The sequence below is a fragment of the Corallincola luteus genome (genome assembly GCF_004336975.1).
Taxonomy (GTDB): Bacteria; Pseudomonadota; Gammaproteobacteria; order Enterobacterales; family Neiellaceae; genus Corallincola; species Corallincola holothuriorum.
Map to the genome: position 1 here is coordinate 1 of NZ_SJXE01000009.1, position 26,952 is coordinate 26,952.

The window sequence follows — 26,952 nt, forward strand, 5'->3', positions numbered from 1 at the left end:
TTTTAGGAGAATACGATGGCTAGTTTTTTAGCAGGGATCAGTGCGTCAAACTTGACAGAGGGAGTCATACCAACGCCAAGCTAAAGGGCAAAGGCCAGCGGCTCCGCCACGTCGTGGCCTTTGTCCCCGAGGAGCGAAGCGACGAGTTAGTGAGCCGCATTGTTATATTTACTAATCACCTTTAGCCATATCTGGTGAAGATGGGTCAATATTTTTAAGTGAACCATCGTTTAAACCGTGTATGAGATGAATCAATTGTTCCATGTGACCATGAGAAAGTGCGAAGTGTACTCCGTCCTTAACAAAGACGTAACGACCCTGTTTATCTTTAAAAGCATCACCATTTCCTTTACGAATGACCTTGACTCTACTCATTGCTAAAAGTCCTACCTCTTACATTTCTGACGTAAATATAACAGTATAAGTAGAAGGAATTTTTCCTCCTATGCCGGAGCAAATATTTCCTTCTATGTCTAAACAGTAAAACTACCTTATCAGCTATTTAGCCGTTCAAACAAGCAGTTAACACACAGGTTTAGCAAAGGCTAAGCCGTGATCACGGGAAAGTTTCCTGTTATGCCGGAACGAAGCGAAAATACCTGCAAACGGTGCGAATGCGCCATTTAAAAAAGGGAGGATTCAGCGAGTACACAACACGTTAGGCACTCGCTTTTAATGTGGTTAATTACAAATCAGTAAAACTAACCGAGCCTGATATAGATTTGATCGGATGCTCCTGTTTTATCTACACCCTTATCCCACCATCCAGCTCCAACACCCGGCCAGTGTAGTAGTCATTTTCGATGATAAACCGGGCGGCGTGTGCGATCTCTTGCGCTTCGCCTAGCCGCTTGGCTGGGATCGCCTGCTTCAGTCGTTCCATCGCTTCCGGTTTCATGACTTCGGTCATGGGGGTGGCAAACACGCCGGGGGCGATGGCTGCAGCGCGGATACCAAATCGAGCCAACTCTTTCGCCCACGTGACTGTCATTGCTGACACGCCTGCCTTGGCTGCAGAATAGTTACTTTGGCCCATATTGCCGGCGCGGGAGACACTGGCCAGATTGATGATCACCCCTTCACACTGATGCTGAACCATCTGAGCAGCGGCTTCACGGCCACAGAGAAAACTGCCAGTCAGGTTGACATGCAGAACGGTATTAAACACACCGAGGGACATCTTATCGACCACCTTGCCCTCTTTGACTTTCAGCAGCATGTTGTCCCGCATAATGCCAGCGCTGTTTATCAGCACATGTAACGCACCAAAGTCGTTAGCAATGGCATCGAAACAGTGTTCCACTTCCGCCTCATTGGTGACATCAAGCACATAGCAGCGACAAATAGGTGGTTTGCTGGTATCTCGGGTGGTTTGCGAAGGCTCGCCCTCTGCCGATTGACCCTTTGCTGCTTCAATCAAGGTCGCCGTATCGCTGAGGGCATCGGCGTTAAGATCCAGCAAGGCCAAATGAGCGCCCTGGGCGGCAAAGCTCAACGCCATCGCACGGCCTAAACCGCTACCGGCTCCAGTAATAGCCACCACTTTACTGACGATCTGCATAACTTTACTCCCTCTGCTTTTCGCTCATTTGTTGTCGCTGAACCGCGTTAGTACACTGGAGAAATCTTTATCGTCCCAACCGTCGCGACCATGCTGGGCATAAATTGAACGCGCCATTGCACCCAAGGGCGTTGGCGTACCGCTAGCCAATGCCGTTTGCATTGCTAAGCCAAGATCTTTGGTCATCAACTTCACCATAAAACCGGGTTCATAATCATGACTGGCGGGGGCTGCTGGCATCTCGCCCGGCCACGGGTGGTACTTGTTCAACACCCAGTTGTCGCCCGAACTTTGTCGCATGATCTCGGTGAGCTTGGCAATATCCAAGCCATTATCGGCTCCCAACTGCAGCGCCTCACTGGTACCTATCATCAGAGCGGCCAGTAGCATGTTGTTACACGCTTTTGCTAATTGACCATCCCCCACTTTGGCACCAGCATGGAAGACGTTGGCGCCCATGTTTTTTAGTACCGGCTGCACTCGTTGAAAGGCCGCATCCGGCCCTCCCACCATAAAGGTTAAGGTAGCCGCCGCGGCCCCCACTGTTCCACCGGAGACTGGCGCATCTATCATCGAAGTACCCATCGCATCGGCCTGTACAGCAATCGTTTGCGAGGTTGTCGCGGCCACCGTTGAACAATCAACAAATAGGGTCGAACCGTTGCCATGACTTAATAAGCCGTGCTTAGCAAGATAGAGGTCTAATACCTGCTGATCACCGGGCAACATGGTGATGACGATAGCACTGCTCTCCACCGCTTCTGCGGCACTGCTCATCACTATTGCACCGTCCTGCTCTGCGGCGCTCACTGCGCTGGAACTCAGGTCAAACACCTTGAGGGTATGCCCAGATCGCAGCAAGTTCTGCGCCATCGGTAATCCCATATTGCCGAGACCGATAAAGCCGATAGTCATGCTATGTTCTCCTTCTTCCACTCGTCATATTCACTCCGCCTTTTCAACAAGAGCATCAATGACCTAATGAGCGCAGCGGGTGCACATCGGCAGGCCACGGCGAACTAAAATGATGTCGCACCACAGACTCTGGTACTTGGTTCACATCTGCAAACTGCCATTGCGGTTTGCGGTCTTTATCGATCAATAGCGCCCTTACCCCTTCGGCAAACTCGCCGCTCTCAGCACAACGGCACGACATGCCCAACTCTTGCCGAAAAGCTGACGCTAGATCTGCCGGTGGCTGCTGGATCATCTGCCAAATAAGATGGGCGGTGTTCGGACTCCCTGCACGCAAATTGGCCTGCGCCCGTTGCAACCAAGGATCTTCAGTATCCTGGTTTAGGATCGCTGCCACGACCTGTTGCAAGCTCTCGCCAGCACGAAGATCAGATACGGTTTGCTGGTGACTTAAGTAGCCTTCGGGCAGGGCGACATCTTTGTTTTTGATGGACAGTTCATGGTCACGAAAAAAATCGCTGAGCATGGCAAAATCATGGTTATCTCCCTGCCACGATAAATTCGCTAAACCTGCTTTCAGTTGAGTTTGTTTCGCAGAGCTCACCCGGTGATCCGCCATATTCAGATGCACCGCGTCACGACCGTTGATTTGCGCGCCTGTCAGCCCTAAGAACAGCCCCGCATTGTCAGGCATTTTCGGCAGAAACCAACTGCCCGCCACATCGGGATACAACCCTATAGATATCTCTGGCATTGCCAGTCGCGAACGTTCCGTTACCAAACGGTGACTACCGCCCACCATCAAGCCGATACCGCCGCCCATCACAATGCCATCACCCCAGACGATCACCGGCTTAGGAAAGGTATGGATCAAGTGATCTGTCTGGTACTCCTGAGTGAAAAAGTGACACACTTCCGCTTGTACCGTGTGGGGCGTTGCGACCATGGCATGATACATATCAACGATGTCGCCACCGGCGCAAAAAGCTTTGTCACCCGCGCCTTGCAACCAAACGGCAGCTATCTTTTTATCGTTTGCCCAAATGCGCAGCTGCGCTCCTAGCCCCTCCACCATGCTCAAGCTTAAGGCATTGAGCTTGGTTGGCGCATTCAGCGTTACCACCCCAATCTTGAAGCGCTTACCGACCGTCATCTCGCTGATCAAAAGATCCGCTGCCATGATCTGAGTTGTATCTGTCATGGGATTGCTCCAACCTCTTATTGACTGGCGTTATAGGGGCTAATGGTCAACGGCCAAGGGCACGCGAGCATCAACCGTTACGCCAAACCGGTGCGCGTTTTTCTAAGAAGGCCTGTACGCCTTCCGCCTGATCAGCAGTGCCAAATAGGCTGACAAAGTATTCACGCTCTTTTTCTAATCCCTGCCACATCGGGTTTTTCCGACCGTGTTGGATCAACCGCTTGCACGCTCCTACCGCCAGTGGGCTCTGCTTTTCGGCTTGTTTTGCCCAAGCCAATGCCGTTGTCAGTGCCTCACCTGTCTCTACCACGACTTCCACTAGGCCTATCTTTGCAGCTGTATCAGCATCCACTCGTTCACCGCACAAAATCATCCGCTTAGCCCACCCCTCGCCGACCAAGTGCGGTAAGTTTTGGGTGCCACCAGCACAAGGTAATAAGCCAACACTGGCCTCTGGCAGCGCCATTTTCGCGTGAGATTCAGCGATACGAAGATCGCACGCCATGGCAACCTCCAAGCCCCCGCCCATGGCATAGCCATTAATGGCTGCGATGGTTAAACCACGAAACTCACTCAATGCTTCAAACGCAGTACCAAAGCTATGCGCCATTGCACGCGCGGTTTCCGGGTCGCCATCGGCAAACAAGCTTAAATCGGCGCCGGCAGAAAAGAATTTATCGCCTTCGCCAGTGATGATCAGAGTGTAGATGTCACGCTCATTGGTCACGCTACGAATAAGCTGAGAGAGATCATCCAAGCTTTGCTTGGTCCAGGTGTTCGCTGGCGGATGACTGATGGTGATCACCAGCGTATGCCCATGCCGAGTCAGTTTGAGTAACTCACTGTCATGGATAGATAAATGCTCACTCATATGAAAACTCCTTACACCCATAAGCCCCTACCGGAGGCACCAACAGTTCGGCTTTTCAATGCCTTACGTAATGCTCGCCATGCCATCAGCCAACACCCGCCGACTAATAATCAACCGCATAATCTCGTTTGTACCTTCAAGGATCCGGTGCACTCGCAGATCCCTTAGATAACGCTCTAGGGGGTATTCATTAATATAGCCATAGCCACCAAACAGCTGCAGCGCATCATCAACCACCTTAAAGCCAACATCGGTAGCAAAACGCTTCGCCATGGCGGCATAGGTGGTGGCATCACTATCACCGTTATCAAGCTTGCTGGCAGCCATCCGCACCAGTTGCCGCGCGGCAACCAATTCAGTCGTCATGTCTGCCAACATAAACTGCAATGCCTGGAAATCGGCCAACGGCTTACCAAACTGCTTACGTTCAGATAGATAACGACTGGCGTCTTCCACAGCCTGTTGCGCGGTGCCTACGGAGCAGGTAGCAATGTTAATCCGGCCACCATCCAGCCCCTTCATGGCCAGCGCAAAACCCTGCCCCTCTTCAGCCAACAAGTAGTGCGCAGGCACAGCAACCTTGTCGAAACTAACACTGCGGGTAGCCTGACTGTTCCAGCCCATTTTCGGCTCACGACGGCCATAGCTAATGCCATCGGCATCAGCAGGCACCATAAAGGCACTGACCCCTTTCGGCCCGGAACCACCAGTACGTGCCATGACAATCAGTAGGTCGGTATCGCCCGCACCGGAGATAAACACCTTACTGCCACTGATCAGATAACTGTCACCAACCTTTTCGGCTCTGGTCGCCAGCGCCGCGGCATCACTGCCCGCATTTGGTTCCGTTAAGCAGTAGGAAGCCAATTTCTGACCGCTGGTTAGCAACGCCGCCCACTCTTCAGCCGCTTGATCTGTTGCCCAGGTAGAGACCATCCAACTGGCCATATTGTGAATAGTTAAATAAGCGGTAGTACTGGTACACCCCGCCGCCAGTTGTTCGAATATCAAACTGGCATCGAGCCGAGACAAGCCAAGCCCGCCATGTTTGGGCTGACAGTACAAACCACAAAAGCCCATCTCGCCGGCCGCTCTTATGACATCGATGGGGAAGGTATGCTCACGATCCCAATCAGCCGCACTTGGCGCTAACATCTCGCGAGAAAACTGCGCGGCGGCATCGACAAATGCGCGTTGTTCTTCATTCAGTTCGAAATTCACGACACAGACCTCACTTACTTCAATTGGATCGTCATATTGGGAGCGCCCGCCACATCGCCATCAAACCAACGGCTGGTGATGGTTTTGGTCTCGGTATAGAAACGCACCGCTTGCTTACCATAGGCGTGCAGATCACCAAAGAACGAGCCTTTCCAACCAGTAAATGAGAAACAGGGCAAAGGCACAGGTATTGGCACATTGATACCTACTTGACCAACCGTCACTTCCCGCTGAAAGGTGCGTGCCGCTGCGCCGCTGGAGGTAAAGATTGAGCAGCCATTACCAAACGGGTTTCGGTTAATCACAGTGAGTGCGTCATCGAGCGAATCTGCCGTCATCAAGAGCAAGACGGGGCCAAATATCTCCTGCTGATAGATCGCCATCTCAGGTGTGACATTCGCAAATAATGTTGGGCCGAGCCAATTACCATCGGCAGCGGTAAGGTCTGCAATGCGGAAGTCACGGCCGTCTAGTAAGCACTCTGCCCCCTCTTCTATCCCCTGTTGAATGAGTCCGGCCACACGCTGCTTGGACGCCGCACTGATTAATGGCCCGTAACCAGCCTCTGGGTCATTCCAAACCCCAGGCCGAACCTTTTTCATCTCCATCTGAATTTGCGGGATCAGCGCTTTGGCATCCCCCACCAATACCGCGACAGAAATGGCCATACAACGCTGGCCAGCCGCGCCCACAGAAGCGCCAACCAATGCATTTACCACTTGTGACGCATTCGCATCGGGCATAACCACCATATGGTTCTTCGCCCCAGCAAATGCTTGCACCCGTTTATTGTGTTGACTGCCAGTATGATAAATATGCTCCGCCACGGGCGCGGAACCGACAAAAGAAACAGCTTTGATATCTGGATGCGTTAACAGCGCGTCCACCTGTTTCGGCCCACCGTGGAGCACTTGCAGGAGATTTTTTGGCGCTCCGCATTCAACAAACAGCTCGGCAATGCGATTCGGTACAAGCGGATCCTGTTCTGACGGTTTGAGGATAAAACTATTACCGCACGCCGTCGCTAACGGAAACATCCATAGCGGGATCATGGCGGGGAAATTAAAGGGGGTGATACCGGCACACACCCCCAGTGGCTGCAAATAGCTGTAACAATCGATGCCACGAGCGGCGTTTTCCAAAGTTTCGCCCATCATCTGCGAAGCGATACCACACGCCTGTTCAACCACTTCAATTCCGCGCCAAACATCCCCTTTGGCATCGGCAAAAGTTTTACCTGTGTCCTGCGCCAACAACTCGCCAAGTTCATCATGATGCAACTTCAAGCTGTGCTGGAAGTTCAGCATCAATCGGGCGCGTTCCGGCGCTGGCACTTCACGCCACTGCAGAAAAGCCAGTTCAGCAGCGGCAACAGCACGTTCAAGCTGCAGATCACTGGCCGCTGTCTGAGTAGCGAGAACGTTCTGGTTGGCAGGGTTAACCACATCGATCATTGTTTGCCCTTCGCCTAGTTGCCACTCACCATTAATGAGGTGTTTCACTTGCTGCATCACAACGCTCCGTTAATTATCCTGCCGCCAATACCCGCTATGCCTTACTGGCAATCACACCTAACAACCTGTCGCCGAATCGGCTAAAGCGTTTCAATAGCCATCGCCGTGGCTTCACCGCCACCAATACACAAACTGGCAATGCCACGTCCTCCCCCGCGCTGACGCAACGCATGCAGCAGGGTCACAAGAATTCTTGCGCCAGTGGCTCCCAATGGATGACCCAACGCGCAAGCGCCGCCATGAACATTGACCTTGGCCGGATCTAAGTCCAGTTGCTGGATAGCCAACAATGTCACCATGGCGAATGCTTCGTTGATTTCGTAAAGATCTGGCGTGGTTGTCGACCACCCCAGCTGGGTTAATAACTTGGAAATGGCACCAACCGGAGCTTGCGTAAACTCTGACGGCGCTCGGGCGTGGCTAGCCTGCCCTAGTACTTTAGCCAGGGGCTTAACCCCTAACCGCTTCGCGTAAGCGCCTGACATCAGCAATAACGCTGCGGCACCGTCAGCCATTGAACTAGCATTGGCGGCAGTGACGCGACCTGATCGACCAAAGGCGGGCTTTAGCGTCGGTATCTTGGCTTCGTTGGCTCTAAACGGTGCTTCATCCTGAGAGATGACAGACTCTTTGCCGCGATGAATAACTGTCAGCGGCACGATCTCATCACTAAAATCGCCATCATTGATCGCCCGTTTTGCTTCGGTCAGCGAATGCAACGCAAAACCATCCATCTGTTCTCGGCTGATATCAAATTGTTCGGCAGAATCATCAGCAAAGCAGCCCATCAAACGCCCACTGTAGGCATCTTCCAAGCCATCCAAATAAAGATGATCAAGCATCTGACCATGGCCAAAACGCTGTCCTGCTCTGACGCTTGGCAACAGGTGCGGCGCGTTACTCATGCTTTCCATCCCGCCAGCGATCACGGCTTGCGATTGCCCCAAACGGATCTCGTCACAAGCCAACATGGCGCTTTTCATTCCTGAGCCACACACTTTATTGATAGTGGTACAGGCAACACTTTGTGGTAAACCGGCAAACAGTGCTGTTTGACGGGCAGGTGCTTGCCCTAAGCCCGCCGGCAACACGCAGCCCATATAAAGCGCTTCGATGAGGCCCCGCTTACTGTCGTCACATGCGCTGTCATTCAGATCACAGGTAAAGGCAAAGCCCGCCTGTTCGGCACACGCGGCGACAACAGCAGCTCCCATGTCGGTCGCACTTAGCGATGACTGCTGCCCAAGAAACGCTCCCAAAGGGGTGCGCTTAGCCGCACATATCAATACATCACTATCACTAAACGCCGGGACTGAAGCTGCTTTGTCTTCGTCAAACGAGTTGGTTATCAGCTCTTCCATTCCACCTATTCCGTCTGTTACCGATCTTGATAAGCACCTACTACCAGAGCCCTAACTAACCCTTGTTTGATACCTAACTAGCTCACCTGTCAGATAGAAAAAAGGCGGTGCTGGCTTAGCACCGCCGAGGTTCACTAATATCAAAACACAAAGGGATGACTCTTTTTATTTGCAGCACTTACACCCCTTATTAAGAATTACGCTAACGTAAACGTCAAGTCGTTGTTAAAACCTATGACCAAGTAGCGGCTTAAGCTATTGGCAACACAAGTTGACGGCATTAAAAACACACTTTATTAATGGCTTAGCACTTATATATCGGGGTTCTGAGGTAAGGAAAGCATAGGCAGCGTGGCAATTTTTCGTTACTATAAGCTGTGCACCGAGAAGATTTTTACGTTTAATCACGGCTTACAGGCCGCTCACAGTGGGCTTTCTTACATTTTTCAGCATCAATGTTAGCCGCCAACTTTACGTGCGCGTAAACCTACTCTAATGTTATTTCACAACACGACGAGCATCTTATGTCGGAAAAACAGACTTACAGCATCAGCGAGCTGGCTCAAGAGTTCGATATCACCACTCGCAGTATTCGCTTTTACGAAGATCAGGGCTTACTGAGACCAAAACGTCGCGGCCAAACTCGGATCTACGACAAGCAGGATAAAGTACGCCTGAAACTGACATTACGTGGTAAACGGCTTGGCTTTTCACTGGCTGAAACCCGGCGTTTGTTTGATATGTACGACGCCGACCGTACCAGTGAAACCCAGCTAAACACCATGTTGACGCTTATCGAGGAGAAGCGCGGCGTTCTGCGCCAGCAGTTGGAAGATATAAATGTCCTACTGATGGAGCTAGGCGCGGCGGAAAAACGCTGTCAGCAAGCCTTAGAAAAGGTAAAAGATGACAGCGTCCCGCACGGTGCAACAGCCTCAACAACAGCTGACAGTACCGTGGATAACTAAGCTCCGGCGCCATACGCTTTTAGACAGCCGCCGGACAAGTTTGCTCTGGAGTGGTGATGTTAGAGAGTTACATGGGATTGGCATGCGGACTAGATGATACGGGCCGCATGCTGCAACAACAGGTCAATAGCTTTGCTGCGGCTGAAATTGCACCCCTGGCTGCGCAGATCGATTCGGACAACGCCTTCCCTCACCCCCTCTGGCGAAAGCTCGGTGAGATGGGACTCCTTGGTATTACCGTCAGTGAGCAGTATGGTGGCTCCGCCATGGGGTATCTGCATCATGTCATCGCCATGGAACAGATCAGCCGAGCCTCAGCCTCTGTCGGTCTCAGTTATGGTGCTCACTCCAACCTCTGTGTGAATCAAATATTCCGTAATGGTAACGACCAGCAGCGGCAAGCCTACCTACCTAAATTATGCAGCGGTGAATATGTTGGGGCGTTAGCCATGAGCGAACCTGGCGCGGGCTCTGATGTGGTCAGCATGACCTTAAATGCCGCCGACAAAGGTGATCATTACCTGCTCAACGGCAACAAGATGTGGATCACCAATGGTCCTGAAGCGGATGTACTGGTGGTATATGCCAAAACAGATGCCGACGCAGGGCCAAAAGGGATCAGCGCTTTCATTATCGAAAGTGGTTTCAGCGGTTTCTCAACCGCGCAGAAACTCGACAAGTTAGGCATGCGCGGTTCCAACACCTGTGAGCTAGTGTTCCAGGATTGTGTGGTGCCAAAGCAAAACCTATTAGGCCCGCTCAACGACGGCGTCAAAGTGTTAATGAGTGGCCTAGACTACGAACGCGCCGTGCTAGCCGCTGGGCCGTTGGGTATCGCGCAAGCCTGTCTTGATGTGGTGCTGCCCTATGTTCACGAACGCAAGCAGTTTGGGCAGTCGATAGGCGAATTCCAGCTGGTTCAGGGCAAGGTTGCAGATCTCTACACCCGCCTGAGTGCAGCTCGCAGTTACGTCTACATGGTCGCCAGTGCTTGTGATCGCGGTGAATCAGTCAGAAAAGACGCCGCCGGTGCCATCTTATTTGCCGCAGAGATGGCAACACAAGCCGCGCTGGATGCAATACAGCTGCTTGGTGGCAACGGTTACATCAACGAGTACCCCACGGGTCGCCTGCTTCGAGATGCCAAACTGTATGAAATTGGCGCGGGTACCTCAGAGATACGTCGCATGTTAATTGGCAGAGAGTTGTTCCGAGAAACCGCTTAGGCGGTTTCTCAAACATGGCGTCGGCATTGCCGATGCTAATCCAGGGAGAAGGCGGCGGGCATAAAATAATAAACAAGAGCCCGCCAAGTTCTTCAGTGCTGATTAGCTTATCGATTCAGCGGTAGCAAAAAGGAGGGATAGGTGGCAATTATTACGTCCAAACTTCAGGCATCCGACAACGAGTTTCGCCAGCGCAGTGCCGCTATGCAAAAGCTGGTTGATGAACTGCAGTCACTACAAAGCAAACTGCAGATCGGTGGCGGTGAACAAGCACGCCAGCGTCATCTCGACAAAGGCAAATTGCTCGCCAGAGATCGTATCGATTGTTTGCTGGATGTTGGTTCGCCTTTTTTGGAGCTCAGTCCGTTAGCCGCCCTGCATGTTTATGAAGATGATATACCCTGCGCCGGTGTTGTCGCGGGTATCGGCAGAATCGAAGGCGTTGAATGCATGATCGTCGCCAATGACGCCACAGTAAAAGGCGGCACCTACTATCCGTTAACCGTAAAAAAGCACCTACGCGCCCAAGAGATAGCCGCCAAATGTCACCTGCCCTGCGTTTATCTGGTGGACAGCGGTGGCGCCAACCTGCCGCAACAGGACCAAGTGTTTCCAGATCGCGACCACTTCGGGCGTATCTTTTTTAATCAGGCAAACCTTTCTGCCGCAGGGATCCCGCAAATAGCCGTGGTGATGGGCCCGTGCACCGCCGGCGGTGCTTATGTACCCGCCATGGCCGATGAAAGCATTATGGTGGCGGGTAAAGGCACCATATTTCTTGGCGGCCCACCGCTAGTGAAAGCTGCCACCGGTGAAACCGTCAGCGCGGAAGATCTCGGCGGTGCCGATGTCCACTGCCGTCAATCCGGTGTTGCCGATGGTTATGCCCGCGATGATCACCATGCACTGCAGTTGGCTCGTCGCGCCATTGCCAACATTAATCATCAAAAAGCAGCCCCCCTTGTACAACACACGCCCGTTGAACCACGCTACCCCGCCAGCGAACTGTACGGCGTAGTCGGCACCGATCTGAAGAAGCCTTTTGATATCAAAGAGGTGATCGCCCGATTGGTTGATGACAGCGAGTTCGACGAATTTAAGCCGCTATTTGGTGAAACTCTGATCTGTGGTTTTGCCCGGTTACACGGCTACCCGGTCGGGATATTAGGCAACAACGGCATTCTGTTTTCGGAATCAGCTCAAAAAGGGGCACACTTTATTCAGCTCTGCTGCCAACGTCAGATCCCACTCATCTTTTTGCAGAATATTACCGGCTTTATGGTGGGACGAGAGTATGAAGCGGAAGGGATCGCCAAGCACGGCGCAAAACTGGTAACCGCCGTGGCCTGCGCCAAGGTACCGAAGCTCACGGTCATTGTTGGCGGCAGTTACGGGGCGGGTAACTACGCCATGTGTGGTCGCGGCTATGATCCGCATTTTCTCTGGATCTGGCCTAACGCACGTATCTCGGTAATGGGCGGGGAGCAAGCCGCTAACGTGATGGCAACCGTGCGCGAAGAACAGCTACAACGACAAAATAAGCCATGGTCGGACGAAGAGAAAGCCGCATTCAAAAAACCGATCAGTGAGCAGTACGAAACCCAAGGCCACCCTTACTATGCGTCCGCACGACTCTGGGATGACGGTGTCATCGATCCTGCACAAACCCGAGAAATACTGGCATTGGGGCTAAGTGCGGCACTAAATGCTGACAGCCAACCCAGTCATTTTGGCATCTTCAGAATGTAGGTCGAAACATGGATATGAATCAGCAACTCGCCCATATCAAATGCAGCATAGATCACCGCGGCGTGGCATCTATTACCCTTGCCCGCGAAGCCAAGCGCAACAGCTTTAATCAGCAAACGATAACGGAACTGATCACCACAATCGAGCTCTTTGCCGAACATCCGGGGATCCGTGTATTGCTGCTACAAGCCAAGGGTAAGGTGTTCAGTGCTGGTGCCGACTTGGCCGGTATGCAACAGATGGCAGACGCCTCGCCGGAACAGAACTATCAAGACGCGCGATTGCTGGCGCAATTGATGCGGGTATTAGACACCTTTCCTGCGCCAACGGTCGTTCTGGTGCAAGGCGCTGCCTTTGGTGGCGCATTAGGACTTATCTGCTGTTGCGATATAGCCCTGCTGGCAGATGATGCAAAATTCTGCCTAAGTGAGGTGAAACTGGGCTTAATACCCGCGGTGATAAGTCCTTATCTACTTCGCACCATCGGGCATCGGCAACTCTCTCGCTACTTACTCAGTGCCGAAATAATCAACGCCACAACGGCGGTCAACCTCGGTCTGGGTCACGCCAGTCATAAAGTAGACCAATTAGCGGACGCTGGAGAGCAGATGGTAAAACAACTTCTGCTAAATGCACCAATGGCACAACAGCGGGGCAAACAACTCATACGGCAGATCGCCGACCACCCGATTAATGACACACTGGCAGATGTCACGGCTGAAAAGCTGGCACTGATCCGGAATGATAGCGAAGCGCGTGAAGGATTAGCCGCGTTCTTTGAAAAACGCCCTCCCAACTGGCAGCTCAATGGTGATGAGGCCGCACTCAGTCAAGCAACCACCATTACAGATCCAAAGAGGTCGCAACAGTGAAGCAGCTATTGATCGCCAACAGAGGTGAGATTGCCTGTCGTATTATTCGCAGTGCCCGCGCAGCTGGCTGGCATACGGTAGCGATCTACTCGGACGTTGACGCCAATGCGCGCCATGTCCGTTTAGCAGACGAGGCACACTTGATCGGTGTCGCCGCAGCTGAAAAATCCTATCTGGCACAGCACAAGATCCTCAGTCTGGCGAGTACGTTAAACGTCGATGCAATACACCCCGGCTATGGTTTTCTCGCAGAAAACGCAGAGTTTGCCGCGGCCTGCGAACAAGCGGGTATCGCTTTTGTGGGGCCGTCATCAGATGCTATAGATGCGATGGGTGACAAAGCCAACGCGAAGGCAATTATGGCCGCTGCTGGCGTGCCCTTACTGGCCGACTATCGTGATGCTGAGCAACGCTTACCCCACCTGCAACAAGCCGCTCAGGCCATTGGCTATCCATTGCTGATCAAAGCCACTTGCGGCGGAGGCGGCCGTGGCATGCGCATTGTTGATCATGCCGATGACTTCGAAACAGCATTAGCCAGCGCGAAACGGGAAGCGAAAGCAGCGTTTGGTGATGACCGCGTGCTACTTGAGCCTTACTTGAAAACGCCGCGCCATGTGGAGGTACAGATCCTCGCCGACCAACAAGGCAATACCATTTACTTGGGCGATCGTGACTGTTCGGTGCAACGACGCCATCAAAAAGTGGTAGAGGAAGCCCCTGCCCCCGGTTTACCTCCGGCGCTAAGAACCGCGATGGGCGAAGCAGCGGTGCAAGCGGCAAAAGCCATTGGCTATGTTGGTGCCGGTACCGTTGAGTTTCTGCTGGATGACAAACAGCAGTTCTATTTTATGGAGATGAATACTCGGCTGCAGGTAGAACACCCGGTGACAGAGATGGTGTGCGGCATCGACTTGGTGCGCTGGCAGTTAGCTATCGCCGAAGGCAAACCACTAACAATGCAACAACAGCAGGTTCAGGTACGTGGTCATGCCATTGAAGTGCGGCTCTGTGCTGAAGATCCAGCATTGCAATTTATGCCCACCAGCGGCAGGTTAACCCGCTTGAAATGGCCAGCTAATGGCAAGGTATCGGCGGCGAAAGACACTGACCTGCTGCCCTATCAAGATCTGCCCTTGCGCATAGAGACAGGCTTCGAACAGGGTGATTTAATCCCTGCCAATTATGATTCGATGCTGGCAAAGGTTATCTATATGGCTGATAACCGGCAACAAGCCGCCGCCGGTCTTTATCAAGCATTAACGCAAACTGAGATAGCCGGTGTGGCCACCAATTTGGGACTACTCACTCAGGTGTTGGGTCATCCTGTATTCAAGCAAGATGCTGACCATTTGCAGTTCGGCGGATTGCACACGGGGTTTCTGCAACAGTACCAAATTTTAGAAAACCTGCAGGCAACCGCCCCCATTTACGCCTGGCATATGGCAGCCATAGCAATGATAAGCCGCTATGTGGGCTCAGATGCCAGCCCCTCTCATGAAGGTGGCAGCAACAACCCTTGGCTTACCTTGTCAGGTTGGCGTCTGAATGCCCCAGTAAAAAGCCTGATCGCGATACAGCTTAGCGCTGATGGCGTTGAGCCGAAATCAGCAGGCACGACACCACGTTTCACCATCTCCAAGGAAACATCGGCAGGCTCTACGGTTTGGCATCTCAACGATGATAGCGGCAGTTGGCGTTATCAAGCGCTGACAAGTCCGTCAGGGCAGATCAAGTTGAGGTTATTGGCTCGCCCTCTCGCTCCGGTGCCCAACACGAAAGAAGAAGCAACTGGCAACAGCAAAGACAGCAGCCTTGCGATTGGTCAGGTATTGATAGCAAAAATAGGTCAATGTGAGTTAAATAATCCCCGCCATAGCCATAGCCATAGCCATAGCATCACGCTAACCCTCACAAACTCCTTTGGCGAAGCTTACGCTGGCTGTCGCTATCATTGGCTATCGGCAACAGACAGCGCAGATGAGCCTATGCCGACTGAGAACTTGGATGCCCTGAATGCGCCACTTCATGGCACTGTCGCGGCGATTGAAGTCAGCAAAGGAGACACAGTAAAGAGCGGCCAACTGCTGATGGTATTGGAAGCGATGAAGATGGAGTATCCAGTAAAAGCGCCATTTAACGGCGAGGTTAGCAGGCTAAACTTTGCTGTTGGTGACACTGTTGAGCGTGGACAAGCACTCCTGGCACTGATCATGGCAGAAGAAGAGAGTGGAGCGGCCCCATGAACGACCATGTGACGTTAATGGAAGTGGGCCCACGTGACGGCTTGCAAGGTGAGAAGGTACTGCCGGTGGCAACACGATTAGCGCTAATAAAACAGCTATTAGCCGCTGGATGCCGCCATATTGAAGTGGGCAGCTTTGTAAATCCTAAGCGCGTACCGCAAATGGCCGATACGGCAGAGCTATTTCCCCTACTCCCATCAAATACTCCCGCACGTTTTTCCGCCCTGGCCGCCAACAGCCGTGGTTTAGAGCAAGCACTGACAGCCAACGCCGACGCCATCGCTCTGTTTACCGCTACCAGCGACACCTTTTGTCAGCGCAACATCGGCATGGACAGCGCGCAAAGTGTACAGCAGTTTCGTGAGCTAGCCGCCCATGCGCAAACATCCGGTCTGCCGGTTAGAGGCTATGTGTCAACAACCATCGCTTGCCCCTATGAAGGAAAAACCGCTCCGGCCAAGGTAGCAAAACTTGCATATGAACTGCATCGCGCCGGTTGTTATGAAGTGTCCCTCGGCGACACTATCGGCGTGGGCACACCGAGGCAGGTAAAGGCGATGCTGCAAGCAGTCCTGAGTGAACTTCCCGCCAGTGCAGTAGCGGTGCATTTCCACGACACCTATGGTCAGGCATTGGCGAACGTCTGTTGTGCCCTTGAACTAGGTATTCGCACCGTCGATGCGTCAGTCGCAGGGCTGGGTGGCTGCCCCTACGCACCAGGGGCTTCGGGTAACTTGGCTAGCGAAGATCTGATTTATCTGCTCAATGGATTGGGCATGAACAGCGGAGTGGATCTACCCTTGCTAGTAGCCGCGGGCGAATTCATTTCCCAGCAGCTAGGTAAACCTGCGTGCTCCAAGGTCAACCAAGCAATGCGTGTCAGTGTGAAACAGACGCACAGTGATGCAAAACTGTAATGCTAACCGTCGAGGCAAGGGCTCCATCAAGGAATGAATAAACACTCTCAGACATCCATGCCCTCCCCGGTATGGGCACCGTCGGACGAACGAGTTAAAAGCTCGGCGATGGATAAGTTTCGTCGCTGGATTAACACTCAATATCATTTGGCACTAGAGAACTACCAGCAACTGCACCGCTGGAGTATTGAAGAGCCAGAGCGGTTTTGGCAGTCGATCTGGATCTTTACTGAGGTCAAGGGAGAGATGGGCGTGGGCCCCTATCTACTTAACGCGGAGCGGATGCCAGGCGCACAATGGTTCCCCAATGCCACTCTCAACTACGCTGAAAACCTACTCTATCCCGAAGGCTTTGAGTGCTTCAACGACCATGAACGCGAGCAAATGAGCGACAAAGCAGCACTGATCTGTTTTGGCGATGATGGCATAGAGGGGATCAGGAAAGAGGTCACTTATCAGGTACTGCGACGCCGTGTTGCCAAGCTGCAACGTGCCCTAGAAGAGAGCGGGGTCGGTGCTGGCGATGTGGTTGCGGGCTACCTGCCTAACTGCTTCCAAACCGTGATAGCGATGCTGGCAACCTCTTCATTGGGTGCCGTATGGACCAGCTGTTCACCAGATTTCGGCGTAAAGGGCGTTCTGGATCGTTTCAGCCAGACCAAACCCAAAGTGCTGTTTACCGTTGATGGTTATCAATACGGTGGCAAAGAGATCGATATGCGTGACAAGTCGGCCGCTGTGGCCGATGCATTGCCATCGTTAAGCGCCGTGGTACAAGTTAATTTCCTCCATCCAGACGCAACGCTACCGGTGTTGCATAAACAGAGTAACGTGACCTATTTCCAGGTGTACATGGACAATGACGCCATAACGCCGACGTTTCACCCCTGCGCCTTCGATGATCCGCTATATGTCCTCTATAGCTCTGGCACCACAGGTACGCCGAAATGCATTGTCCACGGTATTGGCGGCACCTTACTGCAGCATCGCAAAGAGCATCTGTTACATTGCGACATCACTCAGCATGACGTGTTGTTTTTCTTTACCACATGCGGTTGGATGATGTGGAACTGGCTTGCTTCTGGGTTAGCCAGTGGCGCAACGATTGTATTGTTTGATGGCAATCCTTTAGATCGTGAAGACAAACTGTGGCGTATCGCTGAGCAGGAAAAGATCTCAGCACTTGGTACCAGTGCCAAGTACCTTTCAGCATTGGAACAATCGGGTTTTAAACCCGCAGTTCAGTGCCAACTCTCCGAGCTAAAGCTGATCATGAGTACCGGCTCTCCGTTATCACCCTCAAGCTATGACTTTGTCTATCAAGACATTGCTGAAGACCTCTGCCTGGCATCGATATCTGGCGGTACGGATATTGTTTCCTGCTTTGCCTTAGGCAACCCCACCCTGCCCGTATGGCGCGGTGAATTGCAAAGCCTAGGATTGGGCATGGATGTTGCGGTATACGATAGCGAAGGTCGTGCGGTGTTTGGCGAAAAAGGGGAACTGGTGTGTTGTCACCCCTTCCCCTGTATGCCGTTAGGGTTTTGGGATGATAATACCAACGACATACCCCATGGCCATAAGTATCACAGCGCCTATTTCGAGCGCTTCTGCAATGTATGGGCTCATGGCGATTATGCTGAGATAACGCCAAATAACGGTCTGGTGATCCATGGCCGTGCCGATGCCGTGTTGAACCCCGGCGGTGTAAGGATTGGCACTGCCGAGATCTATCGACAAGTGGAACGATTAGATGACGTAGTTGAGAGTCTCGCCATTGGCCAGCCGTGGGAAGATGATCAACGTGTGATCCTGTTTGTGGTACTGAAAACTGGTTCAGTACTGACAGAACTGCTGCAGCAAAAAATACGTCGGCAGATCCGAGACAACACCACTCCTAGGCATGTTCCCGCCAAAATCATTGCTGTCCCCGAATTACCCCGCACCATCAGCGGCAAACTGGTAGAGCTCGCAGTCAAACAGGTGGTGATGAACGAAACTGTCACCAACACAGATGCCTTGGCAAATCCCGAGGTATTAAACTATTTTGCTGCGCTGCCTGAATTGACAAAAGACTAACGCCGACCCTTTTACCACGGCCTTTTGCAAATAAAGCGAGAGTAAAAGGCGGCGTCAACAAAAACCAACGAGCGGGAAAATGCCCACGCCACATCTCTCACTCGGTTAGGACTTAGAACAGCAATCACTACCCTTTGATTCCGCTGTTTTGGCGCAACACCCAGTCTCTTTCGGTGACGGTGTTAAGTATCTAACGCGAATATCAATCCAAACCAAACGTAATATCGCGATCCCCAACACCAGCGCACACAGCTGGGCGAACAAGCCTTCTGACGCCATATGTTGATGCGCAGAGCCACTGATATCCCATGCTTGAGATTCAACCAGTAAATTGAGTAGATACCCAAACAGAAAACTGGCGATCACAACGCCACCTAAATAAGCCACTAGTGCACGCTTACCTAGCTCTTTACCAACAATCGCCAAGGTGCCCAAGTTGGTTGCAGGCCCCGCCATCATAAACACCAATACAGCACCGGGAGATACCCCTGCCATGAGGAGCCCGGCGGCAATAGGAGTCGATGCGGTGGCGCAGATATACATAGGCACGCCAATTAACGCCATCACCACAAAGGCGATAAAACCACTGCCCCACTGAGCCAGAAAACTGGCAGGCACCCAAGTCTGTACCGCTGCAGCAAATGCTAAACCGATCAGCAACCAGAAGGCGATATCCTTGAGCATATCGTGAAAAGAAAACCCCACACCGGCGACCAAGCGCTGATAAACAGAGGGCTGCTTTGTGACTGGCGGCAGTTCACTACTACAACTACTTTTTGAGCTACAACAGCTGGATGTTGCCTTCTCTGCGTCAGCTGATGCAGCAAGACTGCCATCAGAGGCTTCCGCTTTACCCACTAAGACACCGGACAAAATACCGCTGAAAATAGCAGCAATCGGACGCACGATCGCCATCACCGGACCAAGCAATGCATAAGTCACGGCAATAGAGTCTACGCCTGTCTCAGGCGTCGCAACTAAAAATGAAACCGTCGAGTTTTTCGAAGCGCCACTGCGACGTAAGCCCAATGCCGCAGGTACCACGCCACAAGAGCAAAGTGGCAGAGGCGCACCAATCACAGCCGCTTTCACCGTGGCCTTCAAACCTTTGCCGCCTAAATGGCGACTTAAGAAATCTGTTGGAACAAAACTCTTAATCAAACCAGCAACAATAAAACCGAGCAGTAGCCAGGGAGCGGATTCAATAAACAGTCCAATCAAATTATTGGCAAAATCTAACATGACACCTCCTGCGTAATAGGCTCGCCGGTTTCCAGCGCTTGTAAGATCGTGCAATGCTCTGCGGAAATATCACCACCGCAACACGCGTCATTCATCAGTTTCAAGGCGTCTTTAATCCGCCTTAATTCAGTAATTTTTTGCTCAATCTCGGACAGCTTATCCTCGGTCATCTGCTTCACTTCAGCGCAGGAATGGTGTGCCTTATCTAGACGCAGTGACAGTAGCTCTTTAATCCCGTCCAAGGTAAAACCTACCATTTTAGCTCGCTGAATGAACCGCAGGCGCTCCAAGGCTGCAGGCTCATAGAGGCGGTAACCTGCTGCAGTACGATCGGCTGGCAGGATCAATTCCATCTTCTCGTAATAACGTAACGTGTCATTGCTCACGCCCGTTAGTCGGGAGAGCTCGCCAATCTTATACATGGAACCTCGCTCAGATCTCACCGGATCATAAATATTCGTAATCTCTATACCGTAATGATAAACCCTAGAGCTAGGTCTAAGGTCAAGTGTTCACATTTTTTTAACTCTGGGCTGTGCAAAGCTATAAGGCTCGATATACTGCGGCCATCACTTATTCGATCCATATGCGTCAGGAACACGCCCTTTATGGCATTAGTAAGCAGACTAAGAACCATCGTATTGGCGCTCAGCCTGTTTTACGCGACCTTCTATCCCGCACTCGCATCAGTGATCTATACCCCTACCAGCTACCAAACCGCCTGCCATTTTCACGGGCGCTGCCTCGCCAGAGGAGTCGAATGGTTAGATCAGCGCATTGATGAGTTAGTGGAATATTGGCGTCATGATCGTTATCGATTACCGAGAAACTGGACCATTAAAGAACGACAACACCTAAAAGAAGTTAGAGCGATGTACGATCAATTGGTGTGGGGATTACCAATCGCGTTGATCCTGCTACTCGCCTTCGCCAACCAGAAGCAGATGTTAGCCGCCGCACGCTTTAATACGCTGTTTGTCGTGTCATTACTGCTGCTGATCCCAGTGTTTAACCCGTTCTGGAAAGAGGTTTTTCATCCGTTACTGTTTGATAACCTGATGTGGAAAAACAACCGTGCCGACACCTCCTGGTACTTTATGCCGAAGACCTTCTTTCGCGTCAGTACCATCTACATCATCTGCGCAACAACATTCGTAAACCTGATCATATGGCAATGGTTACGAATCTCCTCTCGCCGGAGAACAGAATAATAATCATTAAGATAGATAATCAAAAAAAGGAAGTTGTAATGAAAGCAATAATACTGGCCTCTTTCACCGCCCTAGTACTCAGTGGTTGTGTATCCGTTGATGTTGATGCCGTTCAAAGGGTTTCAGTAAAAGAAGCAAGGAACACTCAGCCAATCGATGGTACGGCGGCAACATGTTCTAGCATGGGAGAGCTCACCAAAAGCTGCGACAACTGGGATGGCGCTAACAAAGAAATTGAAATAGATGGCCATAAGATGCGGATCGGAGCCAATGAAGCAGGAACTACGGTATTAATAATGTTTCACTCCGATGATTGTGGCGTGAGCGAGCTTCCCTGCATGACAGGCGCAAGTAATACTGCATACAAGTTGCTAAAAAGACACTATGAGAATGCAGACATCAACATCATTTCAGTTCAAGCGTTTGCAGTTGGAGAATATGTCGCGGGCTATCTAATAACACTGGATAAAGATGGGTTCAGCGTATTTGAGAATGCAAGCTAAATAGGACCAGCCCCCCCAAAATACCGCGGTCAAATCTACCGCGGTAGTTCAGTAACTCACTTCGTATACGTAAACCTCTCATTGTTTCACTCCAAGTCGCTACACGAATTTAGATGGCAAGCAAAGGTATAACTTCGCGGAAGAAGTTCATTTGAAACGCAATGAATGGCTACTATCAAATGCCGCATATTGCAGTTCCATGACCCACGGGGAAATATTGATAAACAAAAACTCGCCGACATCGTAGCGCTAAAGCTGCCCAATCAGAACGGTTTTCATCCTAGCGAGATACAAGCAAAAGCTGTCACCAGCGAAGTAGAGCTAGCACAGTTGTTCCAACAGCAGGAGTTAACGCTGGCGATCCGCTAGCTGTTTTGCATTACTATATTGATAAGAGTTAGAGCTATCACTTGAAAGGTCACCGATGATAAAGCTAGAGCACATTGCCATCTGGACTAGAGATCTGGAGGGGTTAAAAACCTTTTACGTTGACAACTTCGAAGCCACAGCCAGCCAAAAATATACCAATGAAGCAAAAGGCTTTAGCTCCTATTTTCTCGCCTTTGATGGTGAGGCTCGTATCGAACTGATGCAAAACAAAAGTATTCCCGACTGCACCAACGATCCTTATCAACAGGCAACGGGTCTTACTCATATGGCGATATCCGTTGGCTCTGAATATGCAGTAGACAACCTGACCGAGCGCCTGAAAGCTGATGGCTACGAGGTACTGGATGGCCCCCGCCGCACTGGCGATGGTTACTACGAAAGCGTAGTGTTAGATCCAGAAAACAATCGGATTGAGATAACAGCTTAGCATTGATACTACCCATAACTACTCGGTAACTTTCATTAGCGCCCACTGTTGCAATAGCTTATATTAAGTTACGCTAGCTCAAGGTGTTAGCTATGTAAGCAAGCTCTACGCAATACCTATAAGTTTCATGGAGGAAGATAATTTGCAGCACAAATCATGGATAGCACTCGCCACCGCATTGACGCTCTACGGCTGCGGTTCTTCATCTGATTCGACTGAGCCCTCAGTACCGGAAGCGACAGCCCAGCTGAAGAGGTTCCCACACCGGAACCACCGTTTTTCACCACTTTCCCTGTGGATGAAGACGCCGTTACTGATATTCGAGATTATCTCGTTGAATCACCTGCACTACAGCTTGTAGAAGTCAGCGATGACCAAGTACTCACAACGATAGAAGATATAAATCGTCATAGTTTGGACGCTTATCAAGAGGTGATATCAAACTCTCGCAGGAACTGGGGCGAGAACAGCTTATCTTTGGTTGCTGGCTTTGAAGAAATTCGCGCGCAAGCTATGGTTGGCCTAGGAGAAAGAAACTCCTCTGTCGCTAATATGATTGATTCACGCCAAAGTGATGAACAGCTGAATGCTTCCTTATTAGAGATCCAGAAGGTCATCTGGCAAACACTGCCACCAGAACAACATACCGAAACAAACCATGTTTGGTTACAAACAAACTACCCACTGGATAGGCAATATCTTGGTGAATTAGAAAGCTACTATAACGCCAAGTTAGAGCCTGCCGATTTTATAACAAACAGTGACACTGTTGAGGACCTTATCGGCCAGTGGTTTGTAGCGCATTCAGGTTCATATCATTGGGGTTATGCAGCATCAAAAACCCGAGTCGTTCAAGCTACCACCTCCTACACAAACCTTAACTGGCATGAAAGTAACGTGGTGGAAGCAATATTTGAGTACGCCGAAGATTCTGGTACGTCCAATGATGAACTACTCGACAATATCTACCCCGGAAAGGTCGCTGCCATAGCAATCAAAAATTCCGCGGTGCGTTCAGCCAATACGGAATTTGAACAGTTCGATATTGCCCTTGGAAGTTCGAAGCTTATTCTACGAGTGATCATGCCGTTCCATGGTCATTTTGATGCAGTAGAACAAACCTATATCGAAGGCAATTTAGCGGACACAGTTGCTCTTCCATTAGACGAAGCTGACGCTGTAATTCTACCCTGCATCTCATTTGAAAAATCAGATTTGGAGCCTGAAGATACGAGCTTTTATGATTCAGATTTCGAACGAATCAACACTTACGGTGCGCTGGAGCTTAGCGTTTATAATCAATTCAGTAAGATAACACTAAACAAACATGGAATAACCAAAGAGTTTAATCAGAGCATGAGCTTACAAGGTACTGCAGAAGAAAATTATTATTTCGCTGGAGCCATAGGTGACGGCTCTGGCTGGTATAAAGTTACTCCTCACATTGATACCACTGGTATACAATCGATTATTCGCCCATTTATCTTTGAGCTCCGTGACCCTACCACCGATGTTGTTATAAATAATGGTAGAGTTCGACGCTTGGTATCGAGCGAAACACTTGCGGAAGATTTAGAAAGTTGTCGCAACTAATAAAAAACGAGGCACTACGCCTCGTTTTTTATGCTCTTAATTGTCTTCAATTCTCAGCAAACTACGCGACTGCTTGCTCCAATATTTCACGGCTCTGTTCAAGGCTGATTTTCTGATGTTCACCCAGCGCAGTCATACCGTGGCTTTCCAGGTTACCAACAATGCTGCTGATGGCGGCGGCTTTATCCGCGCCATGCTCGGTCAGCTGGGTTGGCACATCTAAGCTGTGATAGAAGGCTTCTATCGCTTGCACGGTCCGCTCTGCCAAGTCATCACCAGCATCGAAACCGAACACATTACGCCCCATCTGCTCCAGCTTGGCCTTTTTATCGGCCATCTGGTTACGTAACAAAGATGGCTGCACAATCGCCAGCGAACGAGCATGATCAACGCCATACAAAGCGGTCAACTCGTGGCCTATCATGTGCGTCGCCCAATCCTGTACCACACCGGCACCAATCAAGCCATTCAACGCTTGGTTAGCAGTCCACATCAAATTTGCACGCCAGCTATCGTTATCACGATCAGCAAATTGCGACGCTAACACCCTCAGATTCTTTAATAAGGCTTCTGCGTAACCATCCTGCACCATCGCATCTGCCGGAAAGGTCAAATACTGCTCACAGGTATGCACCCACGCATCAACGATACCGTTAGCCAATTGGCGCTCAGGCAATGTCTTCATTACATCAGGGTCCATTACGGCAAACTTGGGTTGTACCGCAGGTGCCAAAAAGGCCAGTTTGGTTTGCGTCGCGGCTTTAGTGATCACGGCGCCCATATTTGATTCTGAGCCTGTCGCTGGCAAGGTTAAGATCGCCGCCAATGGTACGGCCTCTGTCACCTGGTGTTTGCCTTCAAGGATATCCCAACCGTCGCCGTCATATAACGCCGCTGCGGCGACATATTTAGAGCCATCTATCACCGAGCCACCACCCACAGCAAGAATATAGTCAACGCCCTGCTCCTTCACGATAGCCACTGCTTTATTCAGTGTCTCCGCCGTTGGGTTGGCTTCAACCCCAGAAAATTCTAGCCAGTCATACCCTTCTAATGCCGCGCCCACTTGATCATAAACGCCGTTGCTCTTAATTGAGCCACCACCATAAATCACCAGCACTTTCTGCTGTTTCGGGATCAATCCACTAATAGAAGCAATCTGACCCTGACCGAACTGGATCTGTGTTGGATTAACATAAGAAAATTGCATTGAATTCACCCTTAATTTCTAAATTCTTTAACAACACGGACTCAACGAAGCGACAACCATCGCTCCATCGATAAACTTGTGACTAGCATAATAGTATTAATGGGCGTAACCAAATAGGTCGATTACTGCCTTTATCTTGCCTAATTCTATCAGGCAGTTTATTCTCTCTTTCAAATTGTCTGTACAGGTTATCCCTATGTCGATCGCGACACTGATGAATCATTACGTCGAAGCGCAGCAGCTCGATCATCTAGACGGCATTAAAGAAACAGGGATTCCAGGCGTGCGTTTTTACCGCGCCCCGCACAGTAGCGCCAGGCAGCCGCTGCTTTACCAATCCGGGATAATCATCATAGGTCAGGGTCGTAAGTTGATCCATTTAGGCGAGCATAGCGTTGGCTACGGCGCTGGTGACTATCTGGTACTTGGCGTGCCCCTGCCGCTGGAGTGCGAAGCCTTCACTGATGGGGATAAACCCATTCTCGGTTTAGTCATCGATATTGAGCCTGCCGTACTCCATAAACTGGTGGACCTAATTGAACAACAGACAACTGCAAACGACTGCCTAAATACACCAAGCCGCGGCGTCCATTCAGTAGCTTTAGATCCCGCAATGGAGCTATCACTAGAGCGATTGCTCACAGCAATGGCTTGCCCTTTAGATAGTGCAGTATTAGGCCAACATCTGCTGGAGGAGATCATCTATCGCGTATTGATGGGACCACAGGGCAACACCCTATTTGGACTCGCGCAGCAGGACGGACATTACGCCCGCATCGCCAAAGCGCTAAATCGTGTACACAGTGATTACGCAGCACCGATCACCATCGTTCACCTCGCAGATGAAGCCAACATGAGTGTATCTGCGTTTCATCGCGCGTTCCGCCAAGTCACCTTGGAATCACCACTGCAATACTTAAAGAAAGTTCGCTTAGTGAAGGCAAAGGAACTTATCTTGCTCGAAAGAAAACGCGCCAATGACGCTGCGCGACTGGTTGGTTACACTAGCCCTTCCCAATTCAGCCGCGAGTTTAAGCGCCACTTCAATCGCTCTCCGAGCACAATGCGGGCATAGTAATTCTTTCCCTGTAAACGAAAAGGCAAAAGCCCCCTCACTCTTGCCCTCTCCCAGTCTCTTTAAAAAAGAATTTAGGAACATTGGCTTTAACTATTAATGCTTTCATTTTGAAGCGGGAATAACCCAATAACTATTTGCTTGGCTTTTCTGAGATCCACAGATTAATACTGCCTTTGACCACGACCGTGTCATTATCGTCTAACGCGGTCACCGTGACAGGCATATCTCCGACCTGCCATGCCGACTGATCTACCTCAGCCACACAGCGGATGTCCGACCCTGCTTTCGCCGTGTAATCCAGTGTCATCCCTTTCGGGATCCAACGAAGGTGGCGAGGAATAGAGGCTTCCGCCATGGTTCCCATCGCCATCTCTAGGCCATTTGCGATGGCGATAACATGAACTGTACCGATGTGATTTTCAACACCACGGCGCTTGCGGATCAAACATTCGCACTTACCTGGAATAACCTGAGTAATACGCGGCGTAATTGTGCCGAAGTATGGCGCACGACGGCTGATGACCTTGCCAAATAACCAACTACTAAAGGGAAGCTTGGAGAGCAGTCTCTGGGTTCTCAGCACGTAATTTTCAGCCA

25 protein-coding genes are annotated in these 26,952 nt (G+C 51.0%); 13 read left to right on the plus strand and 12 right to left on the minus strand.

The window, feature by feature from the left end; genetic code table 11:
• Nucleotides 1–171: 171 nt before the first annotated feature.
• From EZV61_RS15225 to EZV61_RS15260, 8 genes are all read right to left on the minus strand, one after another.
• Nucleotides 172–375, minus strand: a complete 204-nt coding sequence (locus tag EZV61_RS15225; protein WP_131416693.1) for a hypothetical protein — start codon at nucleotides 373–375, stop codon at nucleotides 172–174.
• 370 nt (nucleotides 376–745) lie between these two features.
• Entirely contained in the window at nucleotides 746–1,561 is an 816-nt protein-coding gene (locus EZV61_RS15230) for an SDR family oxidoreductase (RefSeq protein WP_131416695.1), read from the minus strand.
• A gap of 24 nt (nucleotides 1,562–1,585) precedes the next feature.
• On the minus strand, nucleotides 1,586–2,476 hold the full coding sequence (gene mmsB / locus EZV61_RS15235) for a 3-hydroxyisobutyrate dehydrogenase (RefSeq protein ID WP_131416697.1): 891 nt from the start codon (nucleotides 2,474–2,476) through the stop codon (nucleotides 1,586–1,588).
• Between the two features lie 55 nt (nucleotides 2,477–2,531).
• Nucleotides 2,532–3,677, minus strand: coding sequence for an enoyl-CoA hydratase/isomerase family protein (locus EZV61_RS15240; RefSeq protein WP_240695219.1), 1,146 nt, complete (start codon nucleotides 3,675–3,677; stop codon nucleotides 2,532–2,534).
• A gap of 70 nt (nucleotides 3,678–3,747) precedes the next feature.
• Entirely contained in the window at nucleotides 3,748–4,548 is an 801-nt protein-coding gene (locus EZV61_RS15245) for an enoyl-CoA hydratase (protein ID WP_131416699.1), read from the minus strand.
• 63 nt (nucleotides 4,549–4,611) lie between these two features.
• Nucleotides 4,612–5,769, minus strand: a complete 1,158-nt coding sequence (locus tag EZV61_RS15250; RefSeq protein ID WP_131416701.1) for an acyl-CoA dehydrogenase family protein — start codon at nucleotides 5,767–5,769, stop codon at nucleotides 4,612–4,614.
• 14 nt (nucleotides 5,770–5,783) lie between these two features.
• Nucleotides 5,784–7,280 (minus strand): CoA-acylating methylmalonate-semialdehyde dehydrogenase, encoded by a 1,497-nt coding sequence (locus tag EZV61_RS15255; RefSeq protein WP_170308612.1) that lies wholly within the window; start codon nucleotides 7,278–7,280, stop codon nucleotides 5,784–5,786.
• Between the two features lie 83 nt (nucleotides 7,281–7,363).
• On the minus strand, nucleotides 7,364–8,644 hold the full coding sequence (locus tag EZV61_RS15260; protein WP_131416705.1) for an acetyl-CoA C-acyltransferase: 1,281 nt from the start codon (nucleotides 8,642–8,644) through the stop codon (nucleotides 7,364–7,366).
• A 524-nt stretch (nucleotides 8,645–9,168) separates the two neighbouring features.
• Between EZV61_RS15260 and EZV61_RS15265 the strand changes: the two genes are divergently transcribed.
• The 7 genes from EZV61_RS15265 to EZV61_RS15295 all read left to right on the plus strand — a co-directional run bounded on the left by EZV61_RS15265 (nucleotide 9,169) and on the right by EZV61_RS15295 (nucleotide 18,701).
• Nucleotides 9,169–9,612, plus strand: a complete 444-nt coding sequence (locus EZV61_RS15265) for a MerR family transcriptional regulator (RefSeq protein ID WP_131416707.1) — start codon at nucleotides 9,169–9,171, stop codon at nucleotides 9,610–9,612.
• Between the two features lie 56 nt (nucleotides 9,613–9,668).
• A complete protein-coding gene (locus EZV61_RS15270) occupies nucleotides 9,669–10,838 on the plus strand; it encodes an isovaleryl-CoA dehydrogenase (protein WP_131416710.1) in 1,170 nt (389 codons plus the stop codon).
• Between the two features lie 141 nt (nucleotides 10,839–10,979).
• Entirely contained in the window at nucleotides 10,980–12,587 is a 1,608-nt protein-coding gene (locus tag EZV61_RS15275) for a carboxyl transferase domain-containing protein (RefSeq protein ID WP_165569635.1), read from the plus strand.
• 14 nt (nucleotides 12,588–12,601) lie between these two features.
• Nucleotides 12,602–13,459, plus strand: coding sequence for an enoyl-CoA hydratase-related protein (locus tag EZV61_RS15280; protein WP_131416908.1), 858 nt, complete (start codon nucleotides 12,602–12,604; stop codon nucleotides 13,457–13,459).
• On the plus strand, nucleotides 13,456–15,705 hold the full coding sequence (locus tag EZV61_RS15285) for an acetyl/propionyl/methylcrotonyl-CoA carboxylase subunit alpha (RefSeq protein ID WP_131416712.1): 2,250 nt from the start codon (nucleotides 13,456–13,458) through the stop codon (nucleotides 15,703–15,705). The genes EZV61_RS15280 and EZV61_RS15285 overlap by 4 nt, the downstream gene beginning before the upstream one ends.
• Nucleotides 15,702–16,622 carry a hydroxymethylglutaryl-CoA lyase gene (locus EZV61_RS15290; protein ID WP_131416714.1) on the plus strand — a complete coding sequence of 307 codons (921 nt, stop codon included), beginning with the start codon at nucleotides 15,702–15,704 and terminating at the stop codon, nucleotides 16,620–16,622. Before EZV61_RS15285 ends, EZV61_RS15290 begins: the two co-directional genes overlap by 4 nt.
• Before the next feature lie 33 nt (nucleotides 16,623–16,655).
• Nucleotides 16,656–18,701 carry an acetoacetate--CoA ligase gene (locus tag EZV61_RS15295; RefSeq protein ID WP_240695221.1) on the plus strand — a complete coding sequence of 682 codons (2,046 nt, stop codon included), beginning with the start codon at nucleotides 16,656–16,658 and terminating at the stop codon, nucleotides 18,699–18,701.
• Between the two features lie 105 nt (nucleotides 18,702–18,806).
• On the opposite strand, the gene EZV61_RS15300 is transcribed toward EZV61_RS15295, so the two are convergent.
• Both EZV61_RS15300 and zntR read right to left on the minus strand, forming a co-directional pair.
• Complete coding sequence (locus EZV61_RS15300; RefSeq protein ID WP_130565443.1) at nucleotides 18,807–19,943, minus strand: SO_0444 family Cu/Zn efflux transporter; 1,137 nt, start codon at nucleotides 19,941–19,943, stop codon at nucleotides 18,807–18,809.
• Entirely contained in the window at nucleotides 19,937–20,365 is a 429-nt protein-coding gene (zntR, locus tag EZV61_RS15305; protein WP_131416716.1) for a Zn(2+)-responsive transcriptional regulator, read from the minus strand. The genes EZV61_RS15300 and zntR overlap by 7 nt, the downstream gene beginning before the upstream one ends.
• 186 nt (nucleotides 20,366–20,551) lie before the next feature.
• Between zntR and EZV61_RS15310 the strand changes: the two genes are divergently transcribed.
• The 5 genes from EZV61_RS15310 (at nucleotide 20,552) to EZV61_RS15330 (ending at nucleotide 24,067) form a co-directional block, all read left to right on the plus strand.
• Entirely contained in the window at nucleotides 20,552–21,154 is a 603-nt protein-coding gene (locus EZV61_RS15310) for a lipoprotein intramolecular transacylase Lit (protein ID WP_158538044.1), read from the plus strand.
• Between the two features lie 38 nt (nucleotides 21,155–21,192).
• On the plus strand, nucleotides 21,193–21,657 hold the full coding sequence (locus tag EZV61_RS15315; protein ID WP_114338603.1) for a hypothetical protein: 465 nt from the start codon (nucleotides 21,193–21,195) through the stop codon (nucleotides 21,655–21,657).
• Nucleotides 21,658–21,822: 165 nt separating this feature from the next.
• Nucleotides 21,823–22,026 (plus strand): hypothetical protein, encoded by a 204-nt coding sequence (locus EZV61_RS15320; RefSeq protein ID WP_131416718.1) that lies wholly within the window; start codon nucleotides 21,823–21,825, stop codon nucleotides 22,024–22,026.
• Between the two features lie 55 nt (nucleotides 22,027–22,081).
• The gene (locus tag EZV61_RS15325) at nucleotides 22,082–22,474 is read left to right on the plus strand and encodes a VOC family protein (RefSeq protein WP_240695222.1); all 393 of its coding nucleotides are present in this window, start codon (nucleotides 22,082–22,084) and stop codon (nucleotides 22,472–22,474) included.
• A gap of 294 nt (nucleotides 22,475–22,768) precedes the next feature.
• Complete coding sequence (locus EZV61_RS15330) at nucleotides 22,769–24,067, plus strand: serpin family protein (RefSeq protein ID WP_131416720.1); 1,299 nt, start codon at nucleotides 22,769–22,771, stop codon at nucleotides 24,065–24,067.
• A 61-nt stretch (nucleotides 24,068–24,128) separates the two neighbouring features.
• On the opposite strand, the gene EZV61_RS15335 is transcribed toward EZV61_RS15330, so the two are convergent.
• Nucleotides 24,129–25,277 (minus strand): iron-containing alcohol dehydrogenase, encoded by a 1,149-nt coding sequence (locus tag EZV61_RS15335; RefSeq protein WP_131416723.1) that lies wholly within the window; start codon nucleotides 25,275–25,277, stop codon nucleotides 24,129–24,131.
• A 196-nt stretch (nucleotides 25,278–25,473) separates the two neighbouring features.
• Between EZV61_RS15335 and EZV61_RS15340 the strand changes: the two genes are divergently transcribed.
• Nucleotides 25,474–26,352 (plus strand): AraC family transcriptional regulator, encoded by an 879-nt coding sequence (locus EZV61_RS15340; protein WP_131416725.1) that lies wholly within the window; start codon nucleotides 25,474–25,476, stop codon nucleotides 26,350–26,352.
• A gap of 133 nt (nucleotides 26,353–26,485) precedes the next feature.
• On the opposite strand, the gene EZV61_RS15345 is transcribed toward EZV61_RS15340, so the two are convergent.
• On the minus strand, nucleotides 26,486–26,920 hold the full coding sequence (locus EZV61_RS15345) for a hotdog fold domain-containing protein (RefSeq protein ID WP_407642941.1): 435 nt from the start codon (nucleotides 26,918–26,920) through the stop codon (nucleotides 26,486–26,488).
• Nucleotides 26,921–26,952: the final 32 nt, after the last annotated feature.